We start from the raw sequence: 11,546 nt of genomic DNA on the forward strand, positions 1-11,546 counted from the left end.
ACTGGTGACCGTGACAGCGCTCTCAGCACCGCATCGAGCCCGGGTCCGAAGCCTCCTCGATCAGCTTCTCGTGGGCCGCCTTCAGACGGGCCGCGTCCGGCTTCATGACCTTTCTGTCGTACGTGAGCAGGCCGTTCAACTCGCCTTCCACATCCGAGATCTGGGTGTAGACGGCGCCGTTGCCGCCCTTGCAGGTGAGCTCACGGACACGGCCCAGCTGGGCGAGGTACTCGTCGGTGTACTTGTCGCGTTCGACGCCGACGTAGGTGTGCCGCACCGGCCAGGCGTGACCGGGGACGGCGAGGCCGAGGCCGCCGTACTCGCCGCTGACCAGGGCGCGTCTGCCGTCCGGTGCGGGGAGCTGGGGCGTGGGATAGCCGTGGGCGTCGGCGATGTCGCCGTTGCCGCCGTCCACGGAGCCGCAGCAGTTGATACCGCTCTGGTTGTTGACGAGGCGCGTCGGGTCCCAGCTCTTGACCTGGTCGGCGATGCGCGCGACGTCGTACTGGCCCCAGCTCTCGTTGAAGGGCACCCACATGATGACCGAGGGATGCGAGTCGTGCTGGTCGATCATCTCCTTCAGCTCCAGCTCGAACTGCCGCTGCACGGCGCCGTTCAAGGTGCCGCCGGGTGTGGTGGACGGCATGTCCTGCCAGACGAGCAGGCCGAGCTTGTCCGCCCAGTAGAACCAGCGGTCGGACTCGACCTTGATGTGCTTGCGCACGGAGTTGTAGCCGAGTTCCTTGTGCTTCTTCAGGTCGAACGCGAGGGCCTCGTCGGTGGGCGGTGTGTGCAGTCCGTCCGGCCAGAAGCCCTGGTCGAGGGTGGCCATCAGGAACTGCGGTGTGCCGTTGAGGACGGTGCGGGGTGCGCCGTCCACCTGTTTGACCTCGATCTTCCGCATCCCGAAGTAGCTGCCGACGCGATCACCGCCGACGCTCACCTTCAGGTCGTAGAGGAACGGATCGTCGGGTGACCACAGGCGCGGCTCGTCGATCTTCAGGGTGAGCGGGGTGCCGGTGCTGCCCGTGGCGGTGGCGACCGGTGTGCCCTTGTCGTACGCGGTGGCCGTGACCGGCAGGCCGTCCTTGACGCCGCGTGCCTGGACGGAGACCTCCTTCTTGTCCACGTCCGGGGTGACCTTGAGGGAGTCGGCGTGATCGGCCGCGACCGGCTCCATCCACACCGTCTGCCAGATACCGGAGGAGGCGGTGTACCAGATGACGTCGGGGTTGAGGCTCTGCTTGCCGACGGGCGGGTTCTCGCCGTCCCTGGAGTCGGTCGGGTCGTGGACACCGACGATCAGTTCCTGCGTGCCGCCCGGCTTCAGCGCATCGGTGATGTCGGCGCTGAACCGGTCGTAGCCGCCCTTGTGCTCGGTGACCTTCTTGCCGTTGACATAGATCTCGGAGTGCCAGTCGACGGCGTCGAAGTTCAGCTTGAGGCGCTTGCCCGAGCCGATCTTCCAGCCCTCGGGGACGGTGAAGGTGCGCCGGTACCACATCCGGTCCTCGTGCCGGGTGACACCGGAGAGCTGGGACTCCACCGGGTACGGCACCAGGATCTTCTCCTTGAGCCGCTTGCCGACCGGCGGCGCCTCGCCCTTGTCGGCGGCCTGGAACTGCCAGCTGCCGTTCAGGTTCCGCCACGCGGAACGGGTGAGCTGGGGGCGCGGGTACTCGCGGTGCGCGGTGCCGGGGCCGACGTCTTCGGCCCACTCGGTGCGCAGCTGGTACTCGGATGTGTTGTCGCCGCTGCTCCAGAAGGCACCGACCTGCTTCCCCTGCGTGCTGCTGAGGGCGCCCTCGCCGTCGTAGCGCAGATCGGCGGTGCCGCCCTGCCCCACGACGGGTTCGTTGAGCTCGACGAGAAGGCGGCGGGCGTCGTCCGGGTCGGCCTTGATCGCGCCGAGCGGCCAGGTCGCGCCGCCGATGACGGCCTCGATGTGCTCGCCGAGTCCGGCAGGCGGCGCGGCGAGCTCCTGGGCGAAGTCCAGGCGCAGGGTACGGCCGTCCTTGAGGACGGTGGCGGCGAGGGCTCCGTCGTAGTCCCAGCCGTCGGGCAGCCGGAACGCGGACTGCGGCACCGGCTGCTTGTCCCGGCCCGGCTGGATCCAGTTCAGGTGCAGGTTGGAGCCGCCGTAGTGCTCGAAGTACTCGACCTTGATGTCGTACTCCGTGCCGGCGGTCAGCTCGACGGGCGCGGAGGTCTGCTCCTTGTCCCAGTCGTCCACCCAGTGATCGATGGCGGGCCTGCCGTCGATCCACAGCCGGAAGCCGTTGTCACCGATCATCGTGAAGGTGTGCGCGCCGGTGCGTTCGGGCACGAGCTGGCCGGTCCAGCGCACGGTGGCGTCATCGCCCCTGCCGGTGGCGGTGGTCAGACGCGGGTCGAGGTTGTCGAAGTCGATGTTCCGGTCGAGTCCGGTGGCCTTGAGCTCCGCGAAGTCAAAGGCGCCGGGGGCCGATTGGCTGTAGTACTCGCCCTTCAGACCGCGCGCTTCGACCGGCTCCGCCAAGGCGGTGGCGGTGGCGGCGGGGCCGACGGCGGTGAGGCCGGCGAGGGCGAGCAGGGCGGCGAGCAGTAAGGCGAGGGGTCCCGGATGACATCTGGAACGCACGGCTCTCCTCCTTCGTGAGTACGTCCTTCGTGAGTACGTCCTTCGTGAGTACGTCCTTCGTGAGTACGTCGTGGTACGCCGTGCAAGGGCCTGGCGCTTCACAAGGAAGGTGCGAGGAAGGTGCGAGGAAGGGTGGCGGCTCGTTCCCCGAGTCTGTACAACGTTGGAAGGAACGGCAGTTGGCATGAGAGCACGGGGTTCCGCTCTCTGTCCAGGGTCGTGACAGTCAGCCCGGTGAACGGGGCGCGAAGGACGCTGAAGGAGATGCAGTGCGGGTGAGCCTCAAGGACGTCGCCGAGCGAGCGGGCGTCTCCATCAAGACCGTCTCGAACGTGGTGAACAACTATCAGCACGTCACCCCGACGATGCGGGCCCGGGTGCAGCAGGCCATCGACGAGCTCGGCTACCGCCCGAACCTGACGGCCCGTCACCTACGCAAGGGACGTACGGGAATCATCGCGCTCGCCGTCCCCGAGCTGGGCAACCCGTACTTCGCCGAGCTCGCGGGCGCTGTGATCGACGCCGCCGCCCGGCACGACTACACGGTGCTGCTCGACCACACCCGGGGAGAGCGCGAGCAGGAGGTCCTGGTCAGCCAGGGCTTCCGGGCCCGGGTGATCGACGGCCTGATCCTCAGCCCGCTCGAACTGGAGGCCTCGGACCTGAGCGGACGTGAGGACGATGTGCCGCTCGTGCTGCTCGGCGAGCGGCAGTACGACCTGCCGTACGACCACATCGCGATCGACAACGTGGCGGCCGCCCACGCGGCGGTACGCCATCTCATCGGCCGCGGCCGCTCCCGTATCGCCTATCTCGGTGCCCGTACCGACTCCGCGAACCGCCCTGCCCACCTGCGACTTCAGGGCTGGCGCGAGGCGCTGACGGCAGCCGGTCTGCCGGCCCCCGACGAGCTCGTCGGGCCCACCGGCGGCTGGGACCGCGGCGACGGGGCGGAGGCGATGGCACGGATGCTGGACTCCGGGGTGCGGCCCGACGCGGTGTTCGCCTACAACGACCTGGTGGCCATCGGCGCCATGCGCGTGCTGCACGAGCGCGGCCTCAGGGTGCCGTGGGACGTGGCCGTGGTCGGCTTCGACGACATCAAAGAGGGGCAGTTCGGGGCGGTCACCCTGACCACCATCTCGCCGGACAAGGAGGCGATAGCCCGGCTCGCGGTGCAGTCCCTCCTTCGCTCCCTCGGGGGCTCGGGCGAACCCGTCGGACGTGAACTCACCGCGGAATTCCGGCTGGTGGAGCGGGAGAGCACGCTCGGCCGGCGCTGATCCGCGGGCCGCGCGCGGCGGAGAGCGGTTTCAACGAACCGCTACGCGAAGGGTTTACAGCCCTCTTCCAACGATACAAAAAATGCCCCGCAAGAGCCGTCATCCTCCGCGAGCCCAAGCGCTGCGGGGGCCGCGCCGTTCTGGGGACGCCATGAAGCCGACCGCTCGCCCACGTCGTACCGCCGCGAAGACCGCCGCGAAGAGCCCTCTCGCCGCCAACAGCCCCGCCCGCGCCACGAAGAGTGCCGCCGCTGCCGGGAACCGCAACGCCGTGCGGGGCCGCACCACCCTGAGGAGCATCGTCGCCGCCGGCCTCACCATGAGCCTCGCCGTGGCCGCGGCGGGCTGCGCCAAGTCCGAGGACGACAGCGCGAAGGGCCAGGACACCGGCAAGGGAGGCGACTCCGGGCAGATCGTCGCCACACCGTCCGGTGGCGCTCAAAAGACCTGCGCCATAGGGGAGTTCGGCGGCAAGAAGCTCGATCTGAAGGGCGCCACGGTCGGCTTCTCGCAGTCGGAGAAGGAAGCCAATCCCTTCCGTATCGCCGAGACCGCCTCCATCAAGGCCGAGGCCGAGAAGCGCGGCGTCAAGCTGCTCACGGCCAATGCGCAGTCCCAGTTCTCCAAGCAGATCAGCGACGTCCAGGACCTGATCGCCAAGGGCGCCGACGTCCTGGTGATCGCGCCCCTGAACTCCGACGGCTGGGGCCCGGTGCTGCGCGCGGCGAGCGCCAGGAAGATCCCCATCGTCACCATCGACCGCAAGATCAACGCGATGGCCTGCAAGGACTATGTCTCCTTCATCGGCTCGGACTTCGTCGAGCAGGGCAAGCGCGCGGCGGACCGGATGATCGAGGCGACCGGCGGCAAGGGCGAGATGGCGATCCTGCTCGGCGCGCCCGGCAACAACGTCACCACCGAGCGCACCAAGGGCTTCAAGGACCGCATCAAGGAGAAGGCCCCGGAGCTGAAGGTGGTCTTCCAGCAGACCGGTGAATTCGCCCGCGAGAAGGGCCAGTCGGTCACCGAGCAGCTCATCCAGTCCAACCCGAAGATCACCGGGATCTACGCCGAGAACGACGAGATGGGCCTCGGCGCCGTAAACGCTCTCAAGAGCGCGGGCAAGAAGCCCGGTGATGTCAAGATCGTCACGATCGACGGCACCCGCAACGCCGTACAGGGCATCGTGGACGGCTGGATCGACGGCGTCATCGAGTCCAACCCGCGCTTCGGGCCGCTCGCCTTCCAGACCCTCGACACCTTCACCAAGGGCGAGAAGGTCCCGCAGAACGTGGTCATCCAGGACAGCGCCTACACCGACGACAACGCGAAGTCCGACCTCTCCAAGGCGTACTGACGATGGCGGCTCCCTCGTCGGCCGCCGCTCCCCCGGCGCCCGTTCTGGCCGCCCTGGACATCACCAAGTCCTTCCCCGGCGCGCTCGCCCTCGACCGGGTCGGCTTCGCCGTCCGCCCCGGCGAGGTGCACGCCCTGATCGGCGAGAACGGCGCCGGCAAGTCCACGCTCATCAAGGTGCTCACCGGGGTGTACAAGCCGGACGGCGGTGAGCTGATGTACCGCGGTGAGAGCGCTCACTTCGCGACGCCGCTCGACGCGCAGCACGCCGGGATCTCCACGATCTACCAGGAGGTCAATCTCGTCCCCCTGATGAGCGTGGCCCGCAATCTGTTCCTGGGCCGCGAGCCTCGCACCCGCTTCGGTCTGATCGACTTCCGGCGGATGCACCGCGAGGCCGACGCGGCCCTGCGCGACCTGGGCGTACACGTCGACGTCAGCCGGCCACTGCGCTCGCTCGGCGTGGGCGCGCAGCAGATGGTCGCGCTCGCCCGTGCGGTCGCCGTCGACGCGCGGGTGGCCGTCATGGACGAGCCCACCTCGTCCCTCGAACCGCGCGAGGTGCGCACCTTGTTCGGGGTGATCAGGATGCTGCGCGAGCGCGGAATCGCGGTGGTCTACGTCAGCCATCGCCTCGACGAGCTGTACGAGGTGTGCGACGCCGTCACCGTGCTGCGCGACGGCAAGGTGGTGCACACCGGTCCGCTCGCGGACCTCGGCCGGCTACGGCTCGTCTCGCTGATGCTGGGCCGTGAGATGGGCGAGGTGCGCAGCGAGGGCCTGACGAAGTTCACCGGGGAGCACCACGCGGCGGCCGAACCGGTGCTGCGGGCCGAGGAGTTGAGCCTGCGTAACACCTTGCACGCGGTGTCGGTGGAGGTGCGTCCCGGCGAGGTCGTCGGGCTCGGCGGTCTGCTCGGCTCCGGGCGCAGCGAGACCGCGAAGGCCATCGCGGGTGCGCTGCCACCCGACTCGGGCCGGGTCCTGGTCGCGGGCGCCCCGGTGCGTACCGGCTCCACGCCGGCCGCGATCCGGGCGGGCATCAGTCTGCTGCCCGAGGACCGCAAGGCGGAGGGCGTCGTGCCGGGCCTGTCGGTGCGCGAGAACATCGCGCTCGCGGCGCTGCCCGGCCTGTCCCGGTTCGGTCTGGTCGACGAGGCGCGGATCGACGCGGTCGTGGACACCTTCATGTAGCGGTTGCGGATCAAGGCCGCGGGCCCGCACCAGAAGGTCGGCGAGCTGTCCGGCGGCAATCAGCAGAAGGTGCTGCTCGCCCGCTGGCTTGCGATGCAGCCCAAGGTGCTGCTGCTCGACGAGCCGACCCGCGGTATCGACGTCGGCGCCAAGGCCGAGGTGCAGAAGCTGATCGACGAGCTGGCCGAGGACGGGCTCGGCGTACTGCTGATCTCCTCCGACATGGAGGAACTCATCGAGGGCTCGGACCGGGTGGTGGTCCTCAAGGACGGTGCGGTGGTGGCGGAGCTGACGGGCACCGAGGTCACGGAGGACCGGCTCCTGCGGGCCATCGCGTCCACGGGGAGCGCTCTCGATGCCCCCACCACCGCCACCACCGCCACCCCCGCGGCCCCCACCCCCACCGGGGAGGAGAAGTGACCGAACTCGCGCTGCGGCGCTCCGAGTTGGACCGGGCCAGGGTGATGCGGCTGCTGCAGGACTACGGCGTGTACGCGGGCGTCGCCGTCCTGTTCCTGGTCAATGTGGCGCTCACCCCGAACTTCGTCTCCGCCGAGAACTTCCGCACCCAGGCGGTACAGGTCGCCCCCGTCATGATCGTCGCGCTCGGCATGGCGCTGGCCATCGGCAGTGAGGGCGTCGATCTGTCGGTGGGCTCGGTCATGGCCCTGTCCACCTCGCTGATCTCCCTGTATCTCGGCTACGGGCCGTGGATCGCGGTCCTCGTCGCGGTGCTCGGCGGAATGCTCGTCGGCCTGGCGAACGGCTCGCTGATCGCGTTCATCGGGGTCCAGCCCATCGTCGCCACCCTGGCGCTGATGGTCGCGGGGCGCGGTGCGGCCCTGGTGCTGCTGCCGCAGCTGAAGGACGTCCGGGACCCGGGCATGGCCGCGCTCGGCTCCGGCAGCGTCCTCGGCATCCCGTACGTCGTAGTGATCGCGGTGGCGCTCGCGGTGGCGGTGGCGTTCACGGTGCGCCGCACCACCTTCGGGCGCCGCCTTCTCGCCATCGGCGACAGCAGGCCCGCGGCGCAGCTCGCGGGTCTGCCGGTGCGCCGGGTCCTGATCATCGTGTATGTCGTCTGCGGTGCCCTCGCCGCCGTCGCCGGGGTCCTCGCCACGGCACGTCTGACGGCCAGCGACCCGACCTCGCTCGGCACCCTGATGGAGCTGTCGGCGATCACCGCGGTGGTGGTCGGCGGCACCCCGCTCAGCGGCGGCCGGGTCCGGATCGGCGGCACGGTCGCGGGCGCGATCCTGATCCAGCTGCTCACCGCCACGCTCATCAAGCATGATCTGCCGCCGTCGTGGACGCAGATCGCCCAGGCCATCGTGATCGTCGCCGCGGTGTACGCGGCCCGGGAGCGGGGGAAGCGATGACCGCCACCCACACGGAGAGCTCACGGAGCGCGGACCCCATGGACGCGACGCACCCCGACGACAAGCCGCTCGGCGCGGGCCGCGGCGAGCGGCTCACCGCGCTCACCCAGCAACACGGCGCCCTGGTCGCCCTGTTGGTGATGGCGGCGGTGGCGAGTCTGAGCTTCGACTCGTTCGCGACCGGCGACAACCTGGAGAACATGGCGGTGTCATCGGCGTTCCTCGCCGTGGTCGCGCTCGGCATGACCTTCGTCATCGTCACCGGCGGCATCGATCTGTCGGTGGGTTCGCTGTTCGCGCTCGGCGGGGTCCTCGCCGCCTGGGGTTCCCAGTACGGCACGGCGGCGGCCCTGTTGCTTCCGCTCGCCGTGTGCGGACTGATCGGTCTGGTCAACGGACTGCTGATCGCCCGCGCCCGGCTCGCGCCGTTCATCGTGACGCTCGCGGCGATGCTGCTCGCCCGCGGCATCCTCCTGTCGGTCACCGACGAGGGCTCGAAGACCTATCTGGTGGACGACACCTCCTTCTTCGCCCGCCTCGGCCAGGACAAGCTGCTCGGTATCGGCGTCCCGGTGTGGATCACAGCGGCGCTCTTTGTCGCGGGCGCGGTGGTCCTGCGCCGCACCCGCTTCGGACAGTACGTGTACGCCGTGGGCGGCAACGAGGACGCTGCCGCCCTGATGGGCGCCCCCGTGGCCCGTACGAAGGTCGCGGTCTACACGGTCTCCGGCCTGTGCGCGGGGCTCGCCGGAGCCCTGAACGCGGCGTGGCTGGTGTCCGGGGTGACGATCCTCGGCGTCGGCATGGAGCTGGAGGCGATCTCGGCGGTGGTGATCGGCGGCACGCTGCTCACCGGCGGCTTCGGCTTCATCAGCGGTTCCCTGGTCGGCGTGCTGCTCCTGAAGGTGATCCAGAACGTCATCAACCAGATCGGTTCCCTCGACTCCGCCTACCAGCAGGTGGTGAGCGGGGCGTTCCTGGCGGTGGTGGTGATCGCGCAGACCTGGCTCGGCCGCAGGCGACGGATGCTCTGAGCAGGAACTGTGGCGCGCCTTGGCGCAAGTAGTGAACTATCTTCACGGCAGGGCGTGTTGCCCCTTTCCGAGGGAGACGATGCCGTTCTTGGAGACGGAGTAGAGCTCGTCGTCACGCTCGGGGTTGACGCCGATGGTGGCACCGGGCGGTACCTCCGCGTTCTTGTCGAGGATCGCGCCGCGCACCACGGCGCCCCGGCCGACGCGGACGTTGTGGTGCAGGACCGAGCCCTGTACGACGGCGCCCGCCTCGACGACCACGCCCGGCGACAGGACGGACCCGGTGACCTGGCCGCTGATCACGCACCCGGGGCTGACGACGGACTCGCCCGCGATGCCGCCGGCGATGAACTTGGCGGGCGGCAGCTGGCCCGGGTGCGTGTAGATCGGCCACCGGCGGTTGTCGAGGTTGAACACCGGGTGCCCCGCCAGCAGGTCCATGTGGGCGTCGTAGTAGGTGTCGATGGTGCCCACGTCGCGCCAGTAGCCGTGGTCGCGCGGGGTCTCGCCGGGGACGTGGTTGTCGTCGAAGTCGTAGACCTGGGCGAGGCCGCGCCCGGTGAGCATGGGCAGGATGGAGCCGCCCATGTCGTGGGCGGAGCGCTCGTCCTCGGCGTCCAGCTGCAGCGCGTCGAGGAGGACCTTGGTGGTGAAGATGTAGTTGCCCATGGAGGCGAAGACCCGGGACGGGTCGCCGGGCAGGCCCGGCGGGTCCGCGGGCTTCTCCAGGAAGGCGTCCACGCGCGTGCCGTCGCGGGCGGGGGTGATGACACCGAAGGAGGAGGCCTCCGCGCGGGGCACTCTGATGCCGGCGACGGTGACGCCCGCGCCGCTCTCGATGTGCTGTGCCAGCATCTGGCGCGGGTCCATGCGGTAGACGTGGTCGGCGCCGAACACCGCTATGTAGTCGGGCTGTTCGTCGTGTACGAGGTTGAGGGACTGCAGGATGGCGTCCGCGCTGCCCAGATACCAGCGCGGGCCGAGACGCTGCTGCGCGGGCACCGGGGTGACGTAGTTGCCGAGCAGACTGGACATCCGCCAGGTGAGGCTGACATGGCGGTCGAGGGAGTGCGACTTGTACTGGGTGAGGACGCAGATCCTCATCACTCCGCCGTTGACGAGATTCGACAGGACGAAGTCGACCAGGCGGTAGGTGCCCCCGAAGACGACCGCGGGTTTGGCCCGGTCCGCGGTCAGCGGCAGAAGCCGTTTGCCCTCTCCTCCCGCCAGGACGATCCCGAGCACCGAAGGTCCACCACGCATCGCCGCCCCCTGACTGAGTCGACCGGATTCCCTTGTCTCACACGCCGGTTGGCAATAGCTCCTCGTATACGTCCACGGTGCGCCGGGCCACGGCGCTCCAGCCGAACTCGCGTACCGCGCGGGCCCGTCCGGCGGCGCCCATGCGGGCGGCCGTCTCCGGGTCGCGGGCGAGCCGGCCGAGCAGCGCGCCCAGCTGCTCCTCGAACGCCTCGGGCCGCTTCTCGTCGTACGGCACGAGGAGTCCCGTCTCCTGATCGCTGACGACTTCGGGGATGCCGCCGACCGCGGAGGCGACGACCGCCGTGCCGCAGGCCATCGCCTCCAGGTTGACGATGCCGAGCGGTTCGTACACCGAGGGGCAGGTGAACACCGCGGCGTGCGTGAGGAGTTGCACGACGTCCGGGCGCGGCAGCATGTCCGGGATCCACAGGACACCGCCGCGCGTGCGGCGCAGTTCGTCGAAGAGGGCGCGGAACTCCCGGTCGATCTCGGCCGTGTCGGGCGCTCCGGCGCACAGGACGAGCTGTACGACGGGGTCCAGGTGGCGGGCGGCACGCAGCAGATGGGGCACGCCTTTCTGCCGGGTGATGCGGCCGACGAACAGGACGTAGGGCCTGTCCGGGTCGACGCCGAGGCGGTGCAGTGCCTCGGTGCCCGGGTCCGGCCGGTACAGCTCCGGGTCGATGCCGTTGTGCACGACCCGCACCCGCGCCGGGTCGATGGCCGGATAGCAGGCCAGGATGTCGTCGCGCATTCCGTGCGACACGGCGATCACGGCGTCGGCGGTCTCCACGGCGGTGCGCTCGGCCCAGGACGACAGGGCGTAGCCGCCGCCCAGTTGCTCGGCCTTCCAGGGCCGCAGTGGTTCGAGGGAGTGCGAGGTGACGACGTGCGGGATGCCGTAGAGCAGCTTGGCGAGATGCCCGGCGAGGTTGGCGTACCAGGTGTGCGAGTGCACCAGGTCGCGGCCTTCGAGTCCGGCGGCCATCGACAGGTCGACGGAGAAGGTGCGCAGCGCGTCGTTGGCGGCGCCGAGTCCGCCCCAGGCCCGGTGGCGTACGACGCCGTCACCGTGCCCCTCGCCCCAGCAGTGCACCTGGAGGTCGGTGAGGGGCCGTAACTCCCGTGCGAGGAACTCCACATGGACCCCTGCGCCGCCGTAGACGTCCGGCGGGAACTCACGGCTGAGCAGTCCGACCTTCAACCAGGCCCCTCCTCCGCTCGGCACCAGGTCCCGTCGGCCTGGGGCACGTCGGCAGCCCTCTCATGGTCACGCACATGACGCCCCGACGGAAGACACCGGCACCCGCGCTCCCGCCGCCGGGCTCCAACTCCGGCCAGGCGCGCGCGATTCCCGTGGCGAGGGGGCGGGCGGTGGCGGGCGGCGGCGGGCGGCGGCGGGCGGCGGGCGGGACCC

General features: G+C 69.9%; 7 protein-coding genes and 1 pseudogene. 5 read left to right on the plus strand and 3 right to left on the minus strand.

What is annotated here, in order from left to right; translation table 11 throughout:
* Positions 1 to 22: 22 nt before the first annotated feature.
* Positions 23 to 2,620, minus strand: coding sequence for a PA14 domain-containing protein (locus ACFQVC_RS36440; protein ID WP_381838842.1), 2,598 nt, complete (start codon positions 2,618 to 2,620; stop codon positions 23 to 25).
* 269 nt (positions 2,621 to 2,889) lie between these two features.
* Between ACFQVC_RS36440 and ACFQVC_RS36445 the strand changes: the two genes are divergently transcribed.
* The 5 genes and pseudogenes from ACFQVC_RS36445 to ACFQVC_RS36465 all read left to right on the plus strand — a co-directional run bounded on the left by ACFQVC_RS36445 (position 2,890) and on the right by ACFQVC_RS36465 (position 8,866).
* Entirely contained in the window at positions 2,890 to 3,903 is a 1,014-nt protein-coding gene (locus ACFQVC_RS36445; protein WP_381838844.1) for a LacI family DNA-binding transcriptional regulator, read from the plus strand.
* Positions 3,904 to 4,222: 319 nt separating this feature from the next.
* Positions 4,223 to 5,260, plus strand: a complete 1,038-nt coding sequence (locus ACFQVC_RS36450; protein ID WP_381838864.1) for an ABC transporter substrate-binding protein — start codon at positions 4,223 to 4,225, stop codon at positions 5,258 to 5,260.
* Positions 5,261 to 5,262: 2 nt separating this feature from the next.
* Positions 5,263 to 6,873 (plus strand): annotated as a pseudogene (locus ACFQVC_RS36455) (sugar ABC transporter ATP-binding protein).
* Positions 6,870 to 7,832, plus strand: coding sequence for an ABC transporter permease (locus tag ACFQVC_RS36460; protein ID WP_381838846.1), 963 nt, complete (start codon positions 6,870 to 6,872; stop codon positions 7,830 to 7,832). Before ACFQVC_RS36455 ends, ACFQVC_RS36460 begins: the two are co-directional and overlap by 4 nt.
* A 38-nt stretch (positions 7,833 to 7,870) precedes the next feature.
* Positions 7,871 to 8,866 carry an ABC transporter permease gene (locus tag ACFQVC_RS36465; RefSeq protein ID WP_381838866.1) on the plus strand — a complete coding sequence of 332 codons (996 nt, stop codon included), beginning with the start codon at positions 7,871 to 7,873 and terminating at the stop codon, positions 8,864 to 8,866.
* Positions 8,867 to 8,908: 42 nt separating this feature from the next.
* Here the strand turns inward: ACFQVC_RS36465 and glgC are convergent, their stop codons facing one another.
* Both glgC and glgA read right to left on the minus strand, forming a co-directional pair.
* Entirely contained in the window at positions 8,909 to 10,129 is a 1,221-nt protein-coding gene (gene glgC, locus ACFQVC_RS36470; protein WP_381838848.1) for a glucose-1-phosphate adenylyltransferase, read from the minus strand.
* A 37-nt stretch (positions 10,130 to 10,166) separates the two neighbouring features.
* Complete coding sequence (glgA, locus tag ACFQVC_RS36475) at positions 10,167 to 11,333, minus strand: glycogen synthase (protein WP_381838850.1); 1,167 nt, start codon at positions 11,331 to 11,333, stop codon at positions 10,167 to 10,169.
* Between the last annotated feature and the right edge of the window lie 213 nt (positions 11,334 to 11,546).

This window comes from Streptomyces monticola, assembly GCF_042665355.1.
Taxonomy (GTDB): Bacteria; Actinomycetota; Actinomycetes; order Streptomycetales; family Streptomycetaceae; genus Streptomyces; species Streptomyces monticola.